The organism is Streptomyces sp. NBC_01335, from assembly GCF_035953295.1.
Classification (GTDB): domain Bacteria; phylum Actinomycetota; class Actinomycetes; order Streptomycetales; family Streptomycetaceae; genus Streptomyces.
This window is the reverse complement of the sequence record NZ_CP108370.1, coordinates 3,224,312-3,242,228: the sequence shown is the minus strand read 5'-3', so window position 1 is coordinate 3,242,228 and position 17,917 is coordinate 3,224,312. Positions and strand designations below refer to the sequence as shown.

Below are 17,917 nucleotides of genomic sequence, written 5' to 3'. Positions count from 1 at the left end.
AAGGGCTGGCGTAGGCTGATTCGGTCCGTGGATCCGTCGAAACACCGCCGAAAGGTGACAGCCCGGTGACCGAGAAGGCCGACCTTCAGCCCATCCTCGACCGCGCCGCCGAAGGCGGGCGGATCTCTGCGGAGGAGGCGCTCGACCTGTACCGGTCGGCCCCGCTGCACGCACTCGGAGCAGCGGCCGACGCCGTGCGCCGGCGCCGCTACGCGGGTACGGAGCACATCGCGACGTACATCATCGAGCGCAACATCAACTACACCAACGTGTGCGTCACGGCGTGCAAGTTCTGCGCCTTCTACGCCGCGCCGAAGGACACCGCCAAGGGCTGGTCCCGCGACATCGACGACATCCTGCGCCGCTGCGCGGAGACCGTCGAACTGGGCGGCACCCAGATCATGTTCCAGGGCGGCCACCACCCGGACTACGGCGTGGAGTACTACGAGGAGCACTTCTCCGCCATCAAGAAGGCGTTCCCGCAGCTGGTGATCCACTCGCTGGGCGCCTCCGAGATCGAGCACATGGCCCGTATCTCCAAGGTGTCCGCCGAAGAGGCGATCCAGCGCATCCACGCCGCCGGTCTCGACTCCTTCGCCGGTGCCGGCGCCGAACTCCTGCCGGCCCGCCCGCGCAAGGCCATCGCTCCGCTCAAGGAGTCCGGTGAGCGCTGGCTGGAGATCATGGAGATCGCGCACAACCTCGGTGTCGAGTCCACCTCCACCATGTTGATGGGCACCGGCGAGACCAACGCCGAGCGCATCGAGCACCTCCGCATGATCCGTGACGTGCAGGACCGTACGGGCGGCTTCCGCGCCTTCATTCCGTACACCTACCAGCCGGAGAACAACCACCTGAAGGGCCGCACGCACGCGACGCTCTTCGAGTACCTGCGCATGATCGCCATCGCGCGCCTCTTCCTGGACAACGTCGCGCACATCCAGGGCTCCTGGCTGACCACCGGCAAGGAGGTCGGCCAGCTGTCGCTGCACTACGGCGCGGACGACCTCGGCTCGATCATGCTGGAGGAGAACGTCGTCTCCTCCGCCGGGGCCAAGCACCGCTCCAACCGCCTGGAGATCATCGACCTGATCCGCAAGGCCGGTCGCGTGCCCGCGCAGCGCGCCACGACTTACGAGCACCTGGTCGTCCATGAGGACCCGGCCCTGGACCCGGTCGACGACCGTGTCGTCTCGCACATCTCGTCCACCGCTCTCGAGGGCGGCACCGCCCACCCCGAGCTGAAGCTCCTCGACGCCAACTGAGGGCTGTTCCGCGACCGGCATTCCGTCCTCCTTCCGTCTCTCCCCGACCGCTCCGGGCCAGGTGCTCTCCGTGCTGACGATTCATGCGGCCGATCTGCTGCTGCCCGGCCCCGGGCGGCGGGCGGTCGCCGGTGGTGCGGTGCTCGTGAGGGACGGAGCCGTCGCGGCCGTCGGCCCGTACGAGGAACTCGCCGCCGGCCATCCGACGGCCCGGGTGCGCCGATGGCCCGGGCTGCTGACGCCCGGGCTCGTCCAGCCGCGGGGCGGCGCACTGCTGGAACGGGCCTACCACCCCGACCCCCGGGAGTCGGACGTTCTCGGCACCGAGCCCCTGACCGGCGCCGCGCTGAACGGCGTGGACATGGACGAGAGCCGGTGGGGCGCGAGTGCGCGGCGCGGGGTGCAGCGGATGCTCGCCCACGGCACCGTCGCCGTCGTGGGACCGCTCAGCCGTCCGGCTGTGGCGGACGCGGTGCAGCGGTCGGGCATGCGGCTCCTCGGCGGGGCCCCGGCCGAGGAGGCAGGTACGCGGGCCTCGCTGGACCCGCTCGACCGGCGTCGTACGGCAGCCGAGGCGTTCGCCGCTCCGGCGCTCGACGCCGAGAACCGGGCAGCGGACTTCGCGGTCTTCGACGCCCCCGACGAGGAGACCCTCCTCGAAAGGGGCGCGGCCTGCTGCGTCGTCACCGTCCTCGGTGGACGGATGGTCCACCGGCGGCGCTGACGGCCTGCTCCTCCCGGGGCCGTACAGGGCTGTGTCAGCCGCCGACGACGGTGGTCCGTTCCTCCTCCATCGGGTGCTTGTCGGCGTACGCCACGAGCCGCATGAAGTCGGCGTCACCGGTGATCGTGGTCAACTGCTCCACCGTGACCGGCGCCGAGGCGGCGTGCAGATCGTCCGGCAAGACGCTGATCTCGACCAGGCTGTCGCCGTAACCGAACTCGACGCTGATGCCCGTGGTGTCCAGGGAGTTCATGGCCGAGGTCCGGGCGGTCGCGTGTATGCCACCGGGCAGCACGACCTGCCGGCAGGTGAGATGCTTGGCCGGGTCGCTCACGCAGGCAGCCGCATGGTGGTCCTCGCCCTTACCCTCAGGTCGCACGGAGAAGGTGAGCGGGAAGGCCGCGGAGCCGTCCGTCAGTTGGTACTGATCGACCCGCAGGTCCACCGGCCGGATCGTCCCGGTGCCGGGGAGCAGGTGGTCCAGGGTGGTCGCCGCGGTCTGCTGGAACCTCTGCTGCCGCTTCCGCTCGGCGGCCGGGAGGTCCGCCATCGAGGACTCGCCGGGCGAGGGCACCACGTGCACGGGCGTGCGGTACTCGGCGGTGGGATCGGAGCCCGGACCGAGATCCCGGCCGGAATCCGGGGCAGAGCCCACCCCCGTGGCCTGGGCGGGGGCGCCGCTCGACCCGGGGGCCGTCACCGCGAAGATCCCCAGCGCCACTGCGGCGGTCACCCCGGCACCCATCGCGATCTGGGCGCGGGCACGGCGCCGGCGTCCCTGGACGACCGCACCCGCCACCAGATCCCCCGGCGGCTGGGCCTGGTCGGAGGCGTGCTCCATGGCGGCCCGGAGAAGCGCCGCGCTCGTTTCCCGTTCGAAATTCGTGGGGTCGGTCAGCATGGTCGTACTCCTCTTCGTGTGCGTGTGTCTCATGCCTGGTGGGAATAGAGGTGGGCGTCGCCGAGCCGTGTCCGCAGCCGGGCCAGCGAGCGTGAGCACTGGCTCTTGACCGTGGATTCGCTGCACCGCATCAGCTGGGCGACCGTCTCGACACTCAGGTCCTCCCAGTACCGCAGGACGACCATCGCCCGGGCCCGCGGCGGCAGTTCGGACAGCGCGGAGAGCAGCGTCACCGTCAGCTCGGGACCCACGGGAGGCGGGGCCGGGTCGGCACGGGAGTGGGCGAGCAGATCGCGGAGACGGCGGCGCCGCTCCGCGAGGTAGGTACGGGTGAGGACCGTGCGGGCATACGCGTGCGGGTGCTCGGCCGCGACCACCCGACGCCAGTGCTGGAACAGCTTCGCCAGCGTGGTCTGTGTCAGGCCCCGGGCCGTCTCCGCGTCACCGCAGAGGAGATAGGCCGTGCGGTACAGCCCACGCTGGCCGGCCCGCGCGAACTCCTCGAAGCCTTGGGCCGCTAAGCCCTGCGCCGGTGTACGGGTGCGGCCGGAAACGGGCGTGGAGTCCCGGCCTCGTGATGTGCTCATCTTTCCCCCTCGTCTCTGTCGTGCTTCACCTCTGCCGTTCTTCACCCCTTCTTGAGCGCTCTCGCAGCCAAAAGGTTGAGGACGAATTCCACGGGGTTTCCTGGCACTGCCCACGGCGTCATCGGGCGCTGCGCACGCGGTTTCCGGGCGGTCGCACACGGAGATGCGGCGAGCGGGCAGCGCCGCCGTCGGGTCGCGGGGGACGGGCTGCTTGAATGGGAGGGTGACCCGAGCATCCCTGGAAAAGCAGCCGCACGAAGTCGCCTCGATGTTCGACGACGTGGCGCGACGGTACGACCTGACCAACGACGTGCTCTCGCTCGGACAGGCCCGGCTCTGGCGCAAGGAGGTCGCCAAGGCGGTCGACGCGCGCCCGGGGCAGAAGATCCTGGACCTGGCCGCCGGTACGGCCACCTCCTCGCAGCCCTTCGCGCAGGCCGGCGCCTACGTCGTGCCCTGCGACTTCTCGATCGGCATGCTGAAGGTGGGCAAGGAGCGCCACCCCTGGATGCCGTTCACGGCGGGCGACGGGACGAAGCTGCCCTTCAAGGACGAGACCTTCGACGCGGTCACCATCTCCTTCGGGCTCCGCAACATCCAGGACACCGCCGCCGCCCTGAGTGAGCTCCACCGGGTCACCAAGCCCGGCGGCCGGGTCGTGATCTGCGAGTTCTCGCAGCCCACCTGGACGCCGTTCCGCACGGTGTACATGGAGTACCTGATGAAGGCGCTGCCGCCCCTCGCCACCGCGGTGAGCAGCAACCCGGACGCGTACGTCTACCTCGCCGAGTCCATCCGCGCCTGGCCCGACCAGGCCGGACTCGCGACCCTGCTGCAGAAGGCCGGCTGGTCGAGCGTCGCCTGGCGCAACCTCACCGGCGGCGTGGTCGCGCTGCACCGGGGCGTACGGGCCTGAGCACCAGGGGCGTACGCGCCTGAGCACCGGGGGCGTACACGGCCGAGCACCGCGGCCGACGGCACGCGAACAAGCGCATCCCGCGCACCCGAACGCCCCCCGCACACGCGGAGAGTGGGTTCGGGTGCGCGGGCTTCGTCCCCTTACGCCCTCTTATGCACCCTTCTGTTCCCTCGTCGCGTCCCCCAGCGCCAGCCGGTAGCAGAGCGCCGTACGCGGCACCCCGGTGGTGATCTCGTACGACTCCGCGTGGCGCATCCCGAGCCGCTCGGCCACCGCGACCGACCGGCGGTTGCGCGAGTCGATCATCGCCACGACCTCGTCGATGCCCGCCGCCCGCACGCGTTCCAGCGTGGCGCGGGCGGCGGTGGTCGCGTACCCGTGGCCCCACGCGGCGCGGCCCAGGCGCCAGCCGATCTCGATCGCCCCGACCGGCCCGAAGCCGGGGTGCGGCCACGGCTGCGCGCCGGTGAAGCCCAGCACCTCGCCGGCCTCGTCGGTCACCGTCCAGAAGCAGAAGCCGAGTTCGGCGTCGTGCCGGCGCTGGCGCGCGGTCAGCTCCTCGTACACCGAGAACTCCGCGCTCCGGCCACCGTGGTACTCCATCACCTCCGGGTCGTCGAAGACCCGGTACCAGCTCAAGGCGTCCTCGTCGGTGGGGACCCGCAGGTGGATCGCCGGGTGGGAGGAAGGCGCGATCGTCATCGGGGAGCCCTTCGGTAAGTTGATCTGCCGGTCCCCATAGACTGCATGGGACCGGTGCCCCGCGGCACGCGATTTCGAGTCTTCGGGAGATCCGACCGTGACCGAGCCCCTCTCCGAACACAGCGCGGACGTGATTGTCGTCGGAGCGGGCCCAGCCGGCTCCACGACCGCGTACTACCTCGCAAAGGCCGGGCTCGACGTCCTGTTGCTGGAGAAGACGGCGTTCCCCCGGGAGAAGGTCTGCGGCGACGGTCTCACCCCCCGCGCGACCAAGCAGTTGGTCTCCATGGGCATCGACATCTCCGAAGAGGCCGGCTGGTCGCGGAACAAGGGCCTCCGCATCATCGGCGGCGGCGTCCGCCTCCAGCTGGACTGGCCGGACCTCGCCTCGTACCCGGACTACGGCCTCGTGCGCAAGCGCGACGACTTCGACGAGCAGCTCGCCCGGCAGGCGCAGAAGGCGGGCGCGCGGCTGTACGAGCGTGCCAACGTCGGCGCCCCGATCATCGACGAGCGCACCGGCCGCATCACCGGCGTCAACGCCAAGCTCGGCGAGGAGAAGACCCCGGTCACCTTCCACGCCCCGCTGGTCGTCGCCGCCGACGGCAACTCCACCCGGCTCTCCCTCGCCATGGGCCTGCACCGCCGCGAGGACCGCCCGATGGGCGTCGCGGTCCGTACGTACTTCACCTCGCCGCGCCACGACGACGACTACCTGGAGTCCTGGCTCGAACTCTGGGACCGGCGCGGCCCGCAGGACCGCCTGCTGCCCGGGTACGGCTGGATCTTCGGCATGGGCGACGGCACCTCCAACGTCGGCCTGGGCATCCTCAACTCCTCCTCCGCGTTCCGGGAGCTGGACTGGCGCGAGGTCCTCAAGGCCTGGTGCGCGTCGATGCCGGCGGACTGGGGCTACACCCCGGAGAACATGACGACGCCCATCCGCGGCGCCGCCCTCCCGATGGCCTTCAACCGCCAGCCGCACTACACCAAGGGCCTGCTGCTCGTCGGTGACGCGGGCGGCCTCGTCAACCCGTTCAACGGCGAGGGCATCGCGTACGCCATGGAGTCCGGCCAGATCGCCGCCGACGTCATCGTGCAGGCCACCGCCCGCGCGACCCCGGCCCAGCGCGAACTGGCCCTGCACAACTACCCGAAGATCCTCAAGGACACCTACGGCGGCTACTACACGCTGGGCCGTGCGTTCGTGAAGATCATCGGCAACCCGAAGATCATGAAGATCGCCACGCAGCGCGGCCTCACCCACCCGCTGCTGATGAAGTTCACCCTGAAGATGCTGGCCAACCTCACCGACCCGACGGGCGGCGACGCGATGGACCGCATCATCAACGGGCTGTCGAAGGTGGCACCGAAGGCCTGAGACGGGGGCGGGACCGGGCGCGGGTGCGTCCGGTCCCGCTTTGTTCCGACCCGCCCTTGTGCGCCTCGCCTTGTTCCGCCCCGCCCTTGCGCCGGCCCTCGCCTTGTGCCGTCCGGTCCCGGGAGCCGCTCCTTTCCGGTGCGCCCGGCGTGCCGCGACGAGTTTTCACCGGTCGGGCTGTCTTCCTTACGTACACCCCCAGTGGACGACGGAAGACCAGGGAGCGAGCCCGTGCGCATCGTCATCAGTGAGTTCATGAGCCTCGACGGCATCGTGCAGGCGCCGGGCGGTCCGGAGGAGGACACGGACGGCGGGTTCGCACACGGCGGCTGGTCGCACCCGTTCTTCGACCCGGAGATCGTGGGCGGGACCTTCGACGAGGTCCTGGCCAAGGCGCAGGCGCTGCTCTTCGGGCGCCGTACCTGGCAGACGATGGCCGGGGCGTGGCCGGACCGGGCGGGCGACCCGTTCGCCGACCGGATGAACACCATCGAGAAGTACGTGGTGTCGGCGACGCTCTCCGCCCAGGACCTGGTGTGGGCGAACACCACCCTCCTCCCGGGCGGCGAAGCCCTCGGCCGCATCCGCGCGCTGCGCGGGGCCGGAGGCGGCGACCTGGCGGTCATGGGCAGCCCCACCCTCGCGCGGACCCTCCTGAGCGAGGGCCTGGTCGACGAGCTGCGACTGATGATCATGCCGGTGCTGCTCGGCGGCGGTAAGACGATCTTCCCGGCGGACGGTGGCCTGCGCGCCCTGGAGCTGGTCTCGACGGTCACCAGTCCCGCCGGGGTGCATGTGTGTACCTATCGACCCGTTGACGCGAACGTCTGATCGAGTCTCGCGAACGCCCTGTCGAGCGTGGCTACCTCGGCCGGGTAATCCCTTGCGCCGCGTCCCGGGCGCCGCACACCATCGGGTCCATGAGAGCTGACGTGCGGTACGACGACGATGCCCTGGTACTGACGAGCGATCCGACGGAGGAGGGCCTCTACCACCTGCCCCGCGCCGGAGAACCGGTGGACGAGAGCCGCCGCCGGGCCCTCACCCTCGCGGAGGCGCTGCACGTGCGCATCCGGCCGGTCGGTACGGCGGAGGCGGTACTCCGCGACTGGGCGGTCGGCGGCCCGAAGAGCGGTCCGGCGCGCTGGGCGGACCCGACCACCTCCGTGCCGAAGCGCGTACGGGCCGGAGCGATCGTGATCCGCGACGGACAGATCCTCCTCATCCGGCAGTCCGACCGTCGCGACACCTGGTACGAGATCCCCGGCGGCGGCGTGGAGGCGGGGGAGACCCTGCACGAGGCGGTGGTGCGGGAGTTGTGGGAGGAGACCGCCCTCGGTGGGAGCGTGACCGGGGAGGTGGCCCGGGTCTGGAAGGAGGGGACCCGGCAGCACTACTTCCTCGTACGCGCCGAGGGGGAGGTCGGCGCCGAGGACCAACTCGACAACTACGGCGGCCGGCCCGTGTGGATGCCGGTCGCCGACCTGCCCGGGACCGCGCTCTGGCCCCGGCGGCTGAGCTGGCGCATCGCCCATTGGCAGCACGCGGGCTGGCCCATAGTGCCGGTCGAACTGGCGGACAGCGTCAAGGACTTGGGGAAGCCCTGCACCTGGTAGTCAGGGGGAGGCGGTGACTGGGGGGCCGGTCGGCCCGGCTCCGCATGGAGTGCGGTTCGGCGACCAGGGGCGACGTACGGTGACGGGCGTCACGAGATCGCAGGGCGCAACCGTGGGACGCCCCAATGGTGTGCCGATCTGGCGGGCTGCCCCCTGCCCGAGGTCGCGGACAGGGGGGTCGCGCACTGTCAGATCAGGTGGTCGAACTCGCCCGCTTTGACGCCGAGGATGAATGCGCGCAGTTTGGTGACGCTCGTGGTGACGACGATTTCGGGTTCGTCGCTCTCGCGCACTCTGATCGATCCGTCAACGGGTGCCAGCTCGATACAGCTTTGATTGTCATCGGCCCCCGAGAAGGAGGATTTCTGCCACTTGATTGCGTCGGTCATGCCGATGGGCTCACATTTCCTGTGCGATGTTTTGGATGAATTCTGTCGACTCCTCAGTGCTGAGTGAGATCGACTCGATGGAGTCAAGAAGTGCCCTGTATCGTGCGAGTTGCGCCTCGGCGTCCAGGAATCCAGCATCGAACGCACTGTCCAGTTGAACCGTGTCCAGGGCGGCGATGGCCGCGCCGGCGTAGAGCATCGAGTGCACCGAACCAGTGATCCGAGCGCTGAACGGGATGACGCGAATCGTTACGGACGGCCACGATGAGACTGTGCAGAGGAAGGCGAGTTGCTCCTGCATCGCCGCAGCGTCGCAGTACTGCATGCGCAGCGCCGCCTCGTGGATGAACGCCTCGAAGGGGGTGGGTGCGGGACGGTCGAAGATGTCGCGTCGTCGGGTGCGGTGTTCGACTCTCGCGTTCAGTTCGGCGGCAGGCAGGTCTGAGATGCCGCTGCGAATGAGGTCGCGTGCATACGACTCGGTCTGGAAGATTCCAGGGACCGTGAGCATCTGGATCGCACGGAGGTATGTTGCCTTGTATTCAAGCTCGGCGAGATCCAAGAAACCTGGCGAGAGTATTCCGCGATATTCGTCCCACCATCCCTTGGGTCGCTCCTCTGCCATGCTCGCGAGTGCGTCGATGAGGTGCTTGTCGGTGGCTGAATAGTGAGCGGCGAGTCGACGCACGCGCTCGTCGCTCACTCCGTATCGACCTGATTCGATGTGGCTGATCTGTGCGCGCTCGCCGCCGAGATAGGCGGCGGCCTGACTGCCTGACAAGCCTGCCCTCTCGCGCAACTTGCGTAGCTCTGCGCCCAGCCGCCTCTGGCGGGCGGTCGGGTAGCTCCGTGGCGGCATTGGGTCCTCCCTTGGTGCGGCTATGAGTGTGCCGCGCCTCCATGCTGCCGGTCCACTCGTATGGGTGTTACGGGAGTCCCATTGTTGTGCCGTCCCATTGTTGTGCCCTAGCGTCCGGGTTGCTGGCAGTCGGCGTTGGTTCATGTCGAAGTGCAGCCGTGCGAAGGCTCATTGGTGCCCTGGCGCGGCCATTGCCACGGCGTCAGCCTTGCCGGCTCAGTCCCGGAGAAAGCTCGCGTAGGGAGAACCCGTCATGGCCGTCGTAACGACCCCGCCCACGTTCCCGTCCGCCCCACCTGTGGGGTCGCCTCTGCCCCGACGCGGCGACCGTTACCGGGTGGTGGCGCCCAACAACGCCCATGCCCCCAAGCTGGTGAGGGACTTCGTGGCCACACTCCTGCGGGTGACCGGTCACCCCGGACTGGTTGACGACGCCCGGTTGTGCGTGAGCGAGGTCGTGGGCAACGCGTACTGCCACACACGGTCCAGGCTGATCCGCGTGGACGTGGCGATCGCCCCGCACCAGGTCCGGGTCCACGTGACGGACGACCAGCCGGACCCGCTGCCGCTCACCGCCCCGGGGTCCGGTGCGGAGAGCGGCCGGGGGCTGCTCATCGTGGACCGGCTGGCCGTGCGCTGGGGGGCCACCGTGCAGGGGCGAGGAACGCGGCAGACGAAGACGGTCTGGTTCGTGTTGACGGCACCCGTGCCGGAGCCCGCCCCGTAGCCGTTCTCGGTCGGAAGAGTGCGTGGCGCGCAGCGTCGGCGGCCGGTCGGTCGGCCGTCCGAGCAGGCCGTTCCGGGGGATAACCCCACCCCGCTCCCTGGCCCCAGCAGCACCACCGATCGGCGTGCCAACCGGATGTTCCCGGGGCGGGCGCCGCCGCAGGATGGAATGCATCGGATCGCAATCGATCGCCGTCCGACTGCATCCGTTCACTGTTCAGGCCCAGGCACCGAGGACCACCCATGTCACGTATCCGCCCGTCCCACCGGCGTACCCGCCGCGCGCTCTCCGCCGTAGCCCTGCTGGCGGTCACCGCCGGGGTCGTCACAGCCTGCGGCGAGGAGAATTCCGCCGCTGCGAAGGCGAGCCCGAAGGCGAGCCCGAAGGCAACCGCCTCCGCCGCCTCGGGGAAGGGGCAGGCGGACGCGTCGAAGCTGCGCATGATCGACAGCGGCGGCCACCGCGTCGCGTTCCACATCACCGCGGGCCACGGCCCCGCCATCGTCCTCGACTCGGGAGGCGGCGAGGACTCCTCGTACTGGAAGGACATCGTCCCGCGTCTCCACGCGGACACCGGTGCGACGGTCATCACGTACGACCGGGCCGGCCTCGGCCAGAGTGAGGCGGTGCCCGGTCCGTGGGACGTGGAAGGCGCCGTCAGCGACCTGAAGACGGGACTCACCGAGCTGGGGGTCACCGACGACGTGATCCTGGTGTCCCACTCGCAGGCCGGCGAGGTCGCGACGTACTTCACCAGCGAGAACCCGAAGATGGTCTCCGGCTCCGTACTCGTCGACGCCAACCTTCCCCCGTTCTTCACGGACGAGGAGATCGCCCGGCTCGCCGCCGCGAGCCAGCCGGAGGTGGACGCCGCGAAGAAGGACCCCGACACGCCCGCGAACCGCCAACTGATCCAGACCGCCGAGAACTTCACCCCGGCCCACCAGGCCTACAACAAGATGTCCTGGCCGGACAGCGTCCCCGCAGACGTCATCGTGTCCGAGAAGACCCCCTTCGACGGATCGCCCGAGGACGCCCAGCGCTGGCGCGATGCCGCGGCGTCGTTCGTCCAGCAGGCGCCGAACCGGACGCTGGTCACCGCGACCGGCAGTTCGCACGACGTCCCGAAGGACCGGCCCGACTTCGTGGTGGACCAGATCGAGAAGACGGTGTCGGCGCAGGGCTGACCCCGTCGCGGCAGAGGGGGCGTACGACGCCCGGGGTGCGGGCGGCTCGTGAGGAGGGCTCGTACGGGTACGGGCAGGGCCCTGCGGGTACGGGCGGCTCGCCCGGGTGCGCGCCGGGACGGCACTGCGGGTGCGCGGAGGTCGGTAAACCTGCACATCCCACTTCCCCTATAGGGATGAACCGGGACGCATCCTCTCGCCCGGGGGTTCCGGGCCTGCTCATGATGAGCCCTGTCTCGGTGACGTCCCTCAGTTTCCGTGCCCACTGTTCCGGTGGGCCGCTGGGGCGTGCGCAGACGGAGGAGCATCACATTGTCCGGTCAGCAGGCTGAGCAAGGCGTCGGGGAGTTCGCGGTCGGCGGGGCGGTCCACGCCACGGCCCCGATCACGGTCCCGGCGCCCCGGCCCGACGAGGAGTGGGAGCTCCCCAACGGCTTCGCCCACGTCTTCTACGGCGAGAACAACGACGGCATCCGGAAGCCGGTCCTCCTTGCCGACGGTTTCAACCTCGGCCCGTCCGACCTGGAGAAGCTCTTCCGCGGCCTGGACGGCGGCGAGTACGCCCTCCTCACGGAGATCCGCCGGTCCGGCCGGGACGTCGTCCTCATCGGCTACGACGAGCGCAGCGCCTCGATCCTCGACAACGCCAAGACCGTCACCGCCGCGATCCAGCGCACCATCGCGGAGCGGGAGGGGAACGCCCCGCTGACCGTGGGCGGCTTCAGCATGGGCGGGATCATCACCCGCTACGTCCTCGCCAAGCTGGAGGGCCAGGGCATCGACCACCAGACGGCCCTCTACTTCTCCTACGACAGCCCGCACCGGGGCGCCGTCATCCCCATCGGGCTCCAGGCCTTCTCCTCCTTCATCCCGCTGGCCAACAAGTTCGCCCAGCAGATGGACAGCCCGGCCGCCCGCGAGATGCTCTGGCGCCACTACGACCGGGAGACCGGGAGCATCGAGGCCGCCCCCGAGCGCGAGAAGTTCCTCGCGGAGCTCCGCTCGGTCGGATTCTGGCCGCAGCGCCCGCGCCTGATCGCGGTGGCCAACGGCCGCGGTGACGGTCAGGGGCCGGCCATCAACCCCGGGCAGGTCGCGCTCGCCAGCGTCGGCCGGCTGATCTACCCCGGCACCACCTTCTACACCCAGGGCGAAGGCCACGAGGTCGTGGTCGCCGAGCTGAAGCGGCTCTTCCCGGCTGCCGAGAAGACCATCACCACCAGCGGCTTCCCGGAGCTCGACGGCGCACCCGGCGGCACGCTCGACTCGTACGGCATCCTCGCCGCGATGCTGGATAAGTTCGGCGCCGAGATCGAACTGAACCACCCCGACATCTGCTTCGTCCCGACCGTGAGCGCCGTCGCCATCCGCGACATCGACCAGCCGGACGACCTCTACGCCAACGTCGACGGGCTGCCGCCGGAGGAGAGCGACCTCGACGAGTTCCTCTGCTCGTCCGGGACCACCGGGCACACCCGGATCACCGAAGAGCTGGGCGGCTGGCTCCTGGAGCGCCTGCCGTAGTTCCGCGGGGGGCCGCTCGCCCGGGGACCATCCCCGCACACGCGAGGAGCACTCTTCCTGACCCGGGGCGTTACGCCCGGCGCACCAAGGGCCGCCCCTCCCGAGCGGGGAGGGGCGGCCCTTGGCCGTGCTCGGCTCTACGGCGAACCGTGAGCGAGCTTGTGCATCAGCAATCCTGTGAATCAGTGAGCTTGTGAATCAGTGAACGCACTCAGCCCGAGCCGGTCGGCCGGAGGCGTCCGGGTTCAACGCCGAGCGAAAGCTGACCACCGGTCAGAGAACCCGCACCGCGCCCGTCGGCTGGTCGTAGCTCAGGTCGCGCTGGACCGTGCCGGTGCTGGAGTTCTGCGCGCCGACGAACTGGCCGCCGCCCACGTAGATCGCCACGTGGTACGCGCTGCCCGCGCCGCCCCAGTAGAGGATGTCGCCGGGCTGGAGGCTGTCCAGCGAGACCTGCGTACCGGCCACCGACTGGTCCTGGGAGACGCGCGGCAGGCTGACGCCGACCGAGGCGTACGCGGCCTGGACCAGGCCCGAGCAGTCCCACGAGTTCGGGCCGGTGCCGCCGGAGACGTACGCGTCGCCGACCTGCGCCTTGGCGAACGCGACCACCGCGGCGGCGGAGCCGGAGACGCTCGACGAGGACGACGACGAGGAGGTGGCGGCGGTGGTCGTCGCGGTGGTGGAGGAGCCGGAGGAGGCGCTGAGCGTGGTGCGCGCGGCGCTGCGGGAGGCGCGCGCCTCGGCTTCCGCCTTGGCCTCGGCCTCCGCCTTGGCCTTCGCGGCCGCTTCGGCCTTCTTCTTGGCCTCGGCCTTGCGGACGGCCTCGGCCTTGGCCTTGGCCGCCGTCTTCGCGGCGCTCTCGGCCGCGGCGTCCTCGGACGCACGCGTCTGGAGGTCGAGGGCGACCTGCTGCGTGGCCTGTACGGAGGCGTCGAGGGCGGTGGAGAGCCCGACGGTGATGGTGGGCATCTCGATGGTCTGGGTCACCGGCTCGGCCTGCGCGGGGCCGGCAGCGCCTGCGACCGCGATGGTGCTGAGCACGCCACCGGCAACTCCGGCCCGCAGCGTCGTCTTGGACGATCGCTGACGGGGCTTCCGGTGGCTGGGTATGTGAGCGGTGTGGGACATGGGTACTAGCGCTATCAGGGCTGTAGGGCTCCCATCAAGAAACGTGTGTTGCGCCACAGTTACGTCCGGAATCTGAGAATCCGCTTGCGTGGAACCTTTATTGACCCCGTAACGGGCAAATTGGACACGCATCTATAACGCCGTGATCACGGGGTTTTGGCAATACGCCCGAATTGCCCGTCGCTTACCATCTGTTCACTCCGATGGCCAAGCCCGCTTGATTCGGGGCAGGTTCGACGTGACGCAGGTCACTGCGTGTGCCACCTGTGAAGGGCAACCGCGTGCGCGGGCCCCGCGTCCGCCCCGCGCGCGGCGGGCGTGCTCCGGCGAGAGGTCCGCGCACCCCGTGTCGAGGCGCGCGCGAGCGGCGGTGGGCACCTCGCACTCGACGTCTCCGCCGCATCCATCGGAAGATCGCCCCGGGCGCTCGTGCCCCCGTTCACAGACTCGCCCGCCGACGGATTCGCGACCTGCTTCGACCAGTCCCGTCGCCCTCGGGGTGCCCCGCCCCGGCACCTCTCCGCGCCCGGTACGCCCGGAAGTTCGCCCTTGCGGCGTGATGTCCACATCGTTCCGCGCAATCCCTCGTCCGAGTGGCATCGAATCCGGCGAATCCCTATATCACCCACGCCTGTCCATCGCCAATTTGCGCACGGTGGCCATCGGTTGATAGTGCGCCACCGCGTTGACCAGCGGTAACACCTTCGAATGTCACCACTCGTGATCACTTGGCCGCTTCTCGTGTGAACATCTCCGCTCATCCGACTTCATGATCGTTCGTCAGGTGGTGGAGATCACAAAGGCGTTGGTGTACCCCGTGTCGCAGATCACAGGACGGCGGGCATAGTATGCGGGGCAGTCGGGCTTGTGAACTGCCTCACATGTGCACGATCTTGGTGAGGCGGGGAGCCGGTCGCCCGATGCGGTCCAACGGTCAAGGACGACTGGAAGGAGCGAGGAGCGTGAATGCCTACGCGCCCATCCTCGTGCTCGGCGCCCTCGGGGCAGGGTTTGCGATCTTCTCCGTGGTCATGGCCACGCTTATCGGCCCCAAGCGCTACAACCGGGCAAAGCTCGAAGCGTACGAGTGCGGTATCGAACCCACTCCGACTCCCGCCGGTGGCGGTCGCTTCCCCATCAAGTACTACCTGACGGCGATGCTCTTCATCGTCTTCGACATCGAGATCGTCTTCCTCTATCCCTGGGCCGTCACCTTCGACGCCCTGGGGATGTTCGGGCTCGTGGAGATGCTGCTCTTCGTGCTCACCGTCTTCGTCGCCTACGCGTACGTGTGGCGGCGCGGCGGCCTGGAATGGGACTGAGGGGCTGAGGGGCACATGGGACTCGAAGAGAAACTGCCAAGTGGCTTCGTACTGACCACTGTCGAGCAGGCCGCCGGATGGGTACGGAAGTCCTCCGTCTTCCCCGCCACCTTCGGCCTCGCCTGTTGCGCCATCGAGATGATGACGACCGGAGCCGGGCGGTACGACCTCGCCCGCTTCGGGATGGAGGTCTTCCGCGGGTCGCCGCGCCAGGCGGACCTGATGATCGTCGCCGGGCGGGTCAGCCAGAAGATGGCGCCCGTGCTGCGGCAGGTCTACGACCAGATGCCGAACCCCAAGTGGGTCATTTCCATGGGGGTTTGTGCTTCATCGGGCGGTATGTTCAACAATTACGCCATTGTTCAGGGTGTTGACCACATTGTCCCCGTCGATATCTATTTGCCGGGGTGCCCGCCGCGTCCCGAGATGCTGATGGACGCCATCCTCAAACTCCACCAGAAGATCCAGGGCTCCAAGCTCGGGGTCAACGCGGAGGAAGCCGCCCGCGAGGCGGAGGAGGCGGCCCTCAAGGCGCTCCCCCTGATCGAGATGAAGGGGCTCCTCCGGTGAGCGACAACCCCAGCGGCGGCAACGGCGCCGCCGCCAGCGGCCAGAACGGCGCCCACGGTACGAACGGCCAGAGCGCCGACGGCCAGAACGCCAACGGCACCGCCCTCCCCACCCCCCGGGGCGACGGAGGCGAGGTCATCCGCGTACGGAAGGGGATGTTCGGCGCCAACAACGGCGGCGACACCTCCGGTTACGGCGGGCTCGTCCGGACGGTACGGCTGCCGCACGCGAGCCCCCGCCCGTACGGCGGCTGGTTCGACGAGGTGGCCGACGAGCTCGAAGGCGCCCTGGACGAGCAGGGACTCGTACCCGAGAACGCCATCGAGCGGACCGTGGTCGACCGCGGCGAGCTGACCTTCCACATCGCGCGCGAGCACCTGGTGACCGTCGCCCGCACCCTGCGCGACGACCCGGCGCTCCGCTTCGAGCTCTGCACCGGCGTCAGCGGGGTCCACTTCCTCGGCGACAAGGGCCGCGAGCTGCACGCCGTGTACCACCTGCGGTCCCTCACCCACGGCCGGCTGATCCGGCTGGAGGTGTCCGCGCCCGACAGCGACCCGCACGTTCCCTCGCTGGTCGCGGTCTACCCGACCAACGACTGGCACGAGCGCGAGGCGTACGACTTCTTCGGGCTCGTCTTCGACGGGCACCCCGCGCTCACCCGGATCATGATGCCGGACGACTGGCAGGGCTTCCCGCAGCGCAAGGACTACCCGCTCGGCGGCATCGCCGTCGAGTACAAGGGCGCCCAGATCCCGGCTCCGGACCAGCGGAGGTCGTACTCCTGATGACCACTTCCCACGCAACGCCCCGCGACACGACCGAGGGGACTGTATATACAGTCACCGGCGGCGACTGGGACGAGGTCGTCGAGGCGGCCGGTAAGTCCGACGACGAACGCATCATCGTCAACATGGGGCCCCAGCACCCGTCCACGCACGGCGTGCTGCGGCTGATCCTGGAGATCGACGGCGAGACCGTCACCGAGGCCCGCTGCGGCATCGGCTACCTCCACACCGGCATCGAGAAGAACCTCGAATTCCGGAACTGGACCCAGGGCACCACGTTCGTCACGCGCATGGACTACCTGACGCCGTTCTTCAACGAGACGGCGTACTGCCTCGCGGTCGAGAAGCTCCTCGGCATCGAGGACCAGATCCCCGACCGCGCCAGCGTGATCCGCGTCCTGCTCATGGAGCTGAACCGGATCTCCTCGCACCTCGTGTGCATCGCCACCGGCGGCATGGAGCTCGGCTCCACCACGATCATGATCTACGGGTTCCGCGACCGCGAGCTGATCCTCGACCTCTTCGAGCTGATCACCGGGCTCCGGATGAACCACGCGTTCGTCCGCCCCGGCGGCCTCGCCCAGGACCTGCCGCCCGGTGCGGTCGACCAGATCCGCTCCTTCATCACCACCATGAAGCGGAACCTGCCGGAGTACGACAAGCTCGCCACCGGCAACCCGATCTTCAAGGCGCGCATGGAGGACGTCGGCTACCTCGACCTCACCGGCTGCGTCGCGCTCGGCGCCACCGGCCCGGTCCTGCGGTCCGCCGGCCTCCCGCACGACCTGCGCAAGACCGACCCGTACTGCGGCTACGAGACGTACGACTTCGACGTGCCGACCGCCGACACCTGCGACTCCTACGGGCGCTTCCTCATCCGCGTGGAGGAGATGCGCCAGTCGCTGCGGATCGTCGAACAGTGCCTGGACCGGCTGGCACCCGGCCCGGTCATGGTCGCCGACAAGAAGATCGCCTGGCCCGCGCAGCTCGCGCTCGGACCGGACGGACTCGGCAACTCGCTCGAACACATCAAGAAGATCATGGGCACCTCCATGGAGGCCCTGATCCACCACTTCAAGCTGGTGACCGAGGGATTCCGGGTCCCCGCCGGGCAGGCGTACGTCGCCGTCGAATCGCCCAAGGGCGAACTCGGCGTGCACGTCGTCTCCGACGGCGGCACCCGCCCCTACCGGGTCCACTTCCGCGACCCGTCCTTCACCAACCTCCAGGCCATGGCGGCGATGTGCGAGGGCGGCCAGGTCGCCGACGTCATCGTCGCCGTCGCGTCCATCGACCCCGTGATGGGAGGCGTCGACCGGTGACCG

At 69.5% G+C, this 17,917-nt stretch carries 19 protein-coding genes; 13 read left to right on the top strand and 6 right to left on the bottom strand.

Annotated features, from left to right (window positions below):
* Positions 1 to 65: 65 nt before the first annotated feature.
* Entirely contained in the window at positions 66 to 1,265 is a 1,200-nt protein-coding gene (gene mqnC, locus OG599_RS13900) for a cyclic dehypoxanthinyl futalosine synthase (protein WP_327176281.1), read from the top strand.
* Positions 1,266 to 1,335: 70 nt separating this feature from the next.
* Entirely contained in the window at positions 1,336 to 1,989 is a 654-nt protein-coding gene (locus OG599_RS13895; RefSeq protein WP_327176280.1) for an amidohydrolase family protein, read from the top strand.
* 34 nt (positions 1,990 to 2,023) lie between these two features.
* Here OG599_RS13895 and OG599_RS13890 read toward each other — a convergent pair whose 3' ends face one another.
* Together OG599_RS13890 and OG599_RS13885 are read right to left on the bottom strand one after the other, a co-directional pair.
* Positions 2,024 to 2,890 (bottom strand): hypothetical protein, encoded by an 867-nt coding sequence (locus OG599_RS13890; RefSeq protein WP_327176279.1) that lies wholly within the window; start codon positions 2,888 to 2,890, stop codon positions 2,024 to 2,026.
* Between the two features lie 29 nt (positions 2,891 to 2,919).
* Positions 2,920 to 3,477 carry a SigE family RNA polymerase sigma factor gene (locus OG599_RS13885; protein WP_327176277.1) on the bottom strand — a complete coding sequence of 186 codons (558 nt, stop codon included), beginning with the start codon at positions 3,475 to 3,477 and terminating at the stop codon, positions 2,920 to 2,922.
* A 223-nt stretch (positions 3,478 to 3,700) separates the two neighbouring features.
* Between OG599_RS13885 and OG599_RS13880 the strand changes: the two genes are divergently transcribed.
* A complete protein-coding gene (locus OG599_RS13880) occupies positions 3,701 to 4,393 on the top strand; it encodes a demethylmenaquinone methyltransferase (RefSeq protein WP_327176276.1) in 693 nt (230 codons plus the stop codon).
* A 153-nt stretch (positions 4,394 to 4,546) separates the two neighbouring features.
* Here OG599_RS13880 and OG599_RS13875 read toward each other — a convergent pair whose 3' ends face one another.
* A complete protein-coding gene (locus OG599_RS13875; protein WP_327176275.1) occupies positions 4,547 to 5,098 on the bottom strand; it encodes a GNAT family N-acetyltransferase in 552 nt (183 codons plus the stop codon).
* A 97-nt stretch (positions 5,099 to 5,195) separates the two neighbouring features.
* On the opposite strand from OG599_RS13875, the gene OG599_RS13870 reads away from it, so the two are divergent.
* From OG599_RS13870 to OG599_RS13860, 3 genes are all read left to right on the top strand, one after another.
* Positions 5,196 to 6,479, top strand: coding sequence for a geranylgeranyl reductase family protein (locus OG599_RS13870; protein ID WP_327176274.1), 1,284 nt, complete (start codon positions 5,196 to 5,198; stop codon positions 6,477 to 6,479).
* Positions 6,480 to 6,710: 231 nt separating this feature from the next.
* Positions 6,711 to 7,310 carry a dihydrofolate reductase family protein gene (locus tag OG599_RS13865; RefSeq protein ID WP_327176273.1) on the top strand — a complete coding sequence of 200 codons (600 nt, stop codon included), beginning with the start codon at positions 6,711 to 6,713 and terminating at the stop codon, positions 7,308 to 7,310.
* 89 nt (positions 7,311 to 7,399) lie between these two features.
* Positions 7,400 to 8,095, top strand: a complete 696-nt coding sequence (locus OG599_RS13860; RefSeq protein WP_327176272.1) for an NUDIX hydrolase — start codon at positions 7,400 to 7,402, stop codon at positions 8,093 to 8,095.
* A gap of 188 nt (positions 8,096 to 8,283) precedes the next feature.
* Here OG599_RS13860 and OG599_RS13855 read toward each other — a convergent pair whose 3' ends face one another.
* Together OG599_RS13855 and OG599_RS13850 are read right to left on the bottom strand one after the other, a co-directional pair.
* Positions 8,284 to 8,484, bottom strand: coding sequence for a DUF397 domain-containing protein (locus OG599_RS13855; RefSeq protein WP_327176271.1), 201 nt, complete (start codon positions 8,482 to 8,484; stop codon positions 8,284 to 8,286).
* A 10-nt stretch (positions 8,485 to 8,494) separates the two neighbouring features.
* A complete protein-coding gene (locus OG599_RS13850) occupies positions 8,495 to 9,343 on the bottom strand; it encodes a helix-turn-helix domain-containing protein (RefSeq protein ID WP_327176270.1) in 849 nt (282 codons plus the stop codon).
* A 253-nt stretch (positions 9,344 to 9,596) separates the two neighbouring features.
* On the opposite strand from OG599_RS13850, the gene OG599_RS13845 reads away from it, so the two are divergent.
* The 3 genes from OG599_RS13845 to OG599_RS13835 all read left to right on the top strand — a co-directional run bounded on the left by OG599_RS13845 (position 9,597) and on the right by OG599_RS13835 (position 12,781).
* A complete protein-coding gene (locus OG599_RS13845; protein WP_327176269.1) occupies positions 9,597 to 10,070 on the top strand; it encodes an ATP-binding protein in 474 nt (157 codons plus the stop codon).
* A gap of 242 nt (positions 10,071 to 10,312) precedes the next feature.
* Complete coding sequence (locus tag OG599_RS13840; RefSeq protein ID WP_327176268.1) at positions 10,313 to 11,257, top strand: alpha/beta fold hydrolase; 945 nt, start codon at positions 10,313 to 10,315, stop codon at positions 11,255 to 11,257.
* A 312-nt stretch (positions 11,258 to 11,569) separates the two neighbouring features.
* Complete coding sequence (locus OG599_RS13835) at positions 11,570 to 12,781, top strand: esterase/lipase family protein (protein ID WP_327176267.1); 1,212 nt, start codon at positions 11,570 to 11,572, stop codon at positions 12,779 to 12,781.
* A gap of 273 nt (positions 12,782 to 13,054) precedes the next feature.
* Here the strand turns inward: OG599_RS13835 and OG599_RS13830 are convergent, their stop codons facing one another.
* Positions 13,055 to 13,912 (bottom strand): C40 family peptidase, encoded by an 858-nt coding sequence (locus tag OG599_RS13830; protein WP_327176266.1) that lies wholly within the window; start codon positions 13,910 to 13,912, stop codon positions 13,055 to 13,057.
* A gap of 962 nt (positions 13,913 to 14,874) precedes the next feature.
* Here OG599_RS13830 and OG599_RS13825 point away from each other — a divergent pair.
* From OG599_RS13825 to OG599_RS13810, 4 genes are read left to right on the top strand one after another with little or no spacing between them, the layout of a single operon-like run.
* Entirely contained in the window at positions 14,875 to 15,234 is a 360-nt protein-coding gene (locus tag OG599_RS13825; RefSeq protein WP_266705409.1) for an NADH-quinone oxidoreductase subunit A, read from the top strand.
* 15 nt (positions 15,235 to 15,249) lie between these two features.
* A complete protein-coding gene (locus tag OG599_RS13820; protein ID WP_111337185.1) occupies positions 15,250 to 15,804 on the top strand; it encodes a NuoB/complex I 20 kDa subunit family protein in 555 nt (184 codons plus the stop codon).
* The gene (locus OG599_RS13815) at positions 15,801 to 16,592 is read left to right on the top strand and encodes an NADH-quinone oxidoreductase subunit C (RefSeq protein ID WP_327176265.1); all 792 of its coding nucleotides are present in this window, start codon (positions 15,801 to 15,803) and stop codon (positions 16,590 to 16,592) included. The genes OG599_RS13820 and OG599_RS13815 overlap by 4 nt, the downstream gene beginning before the upstream one ends.
* Positions 16,592 to 17,914, top strand: coding sequence for an NADH-quinone oxidoreductase subunit D (locus OG599_RS13810; protein WP_327176264.1), 1,323 nt, complete (start codon positions 16,592 to 16,594; stop codon positions 17,912 to 17,914). Before OG599_RS13815 ends, OG599_RS13810 begins: the two co-directional genes overlap by 1 nt.
* Positions 17,915 to 17,917: the final 3 nt, after the last annotated feature.

What these genes read in the sequence shown, in the direction of transcription:
- OG599_RS13875 (WP_327176275.1), bottom strand. Translation starts at nt 5,098, where the DNA reads ATGACGATCGCGCCTTCCTCCCACCCGGCGATCCACCTGCGGGTCCCC.
- OG599_RS13845 (WP_327176269.1), top strand. Translation starts at nt 9,597, where the DNA reads ATGGCCGTCGTAACGACCCCGCCCACGTTCCCGTCCGCCCCACCTGTG.
- OG599_RS13820 (WP_111337185.1), top strand. Translation starts at nt 15,250, where the DNA reads ATGGGACTCGAAGAGAAACTGCCAAGTGGCTTCGTACTGACCACTGTC.
- OG599_RS13890 (WP_327176279.1), bottom strand. Translation starts at nt 2,890, where the DNA reads ATGCTGACCGACCCCACGAATTTCGAACGGGAAACGAGCGCGGCGCTT.
- OG599_RS13860 (WP_327176272.1), top strand. Translation starts at nt 7,400, where the DNA reads ATGAGAGCTGACGTGCGGTACGACGACGATGCCCTGGTACTGACGAGC.
- OG599_RS13830 (WP_327176266.1), bottom strand. Translation starts at nt 13,912, where the DNA reads ATGTCCCACACCGCTCACATACCCAGCCACCGGAAGCCCCGTCAGCGA.
- OG599_RS13840 (WP_327176268.1), top strand. Translation starts at nt 10,313, where the DNA reads ATGTCACGTATCCGCCCGTCCCACCGGCGTACCCGCCGCGCGCTCTCC.
- OG599_RS13855 (WP_327176271.1), bottom strand. Translation starts at nt 8,484, where the DNA reads ATGACCGACGCAATCAAGTGGCAGAAATCCTCCTTCTCGGGGGCCGAT.
- OG599_RS13885 (WP_327176277.1), bottom strand. Translation starts at nt 3,477, where the DNA reads ATGAGCACATCACGAGGCCGGGACTCCACGCCCGTTTCCGGCCGCACC.
- OG599_RS13810 (WP_327176264.1), top strand. Translation starts at nt 16,592, where the DNA reads ATGACCACTTCCCACGCAACGCCCCGCGACACGACCGAGGGGACTGTA.
- OG599_RS13850 (WP_327176270.1), bottom strand. Translation starts at nt 9,343, where the DNA reads ATGCCGCCACGGAGCTACCCGACCGCCCGCCAGAGGCGGCTGGGCGCA.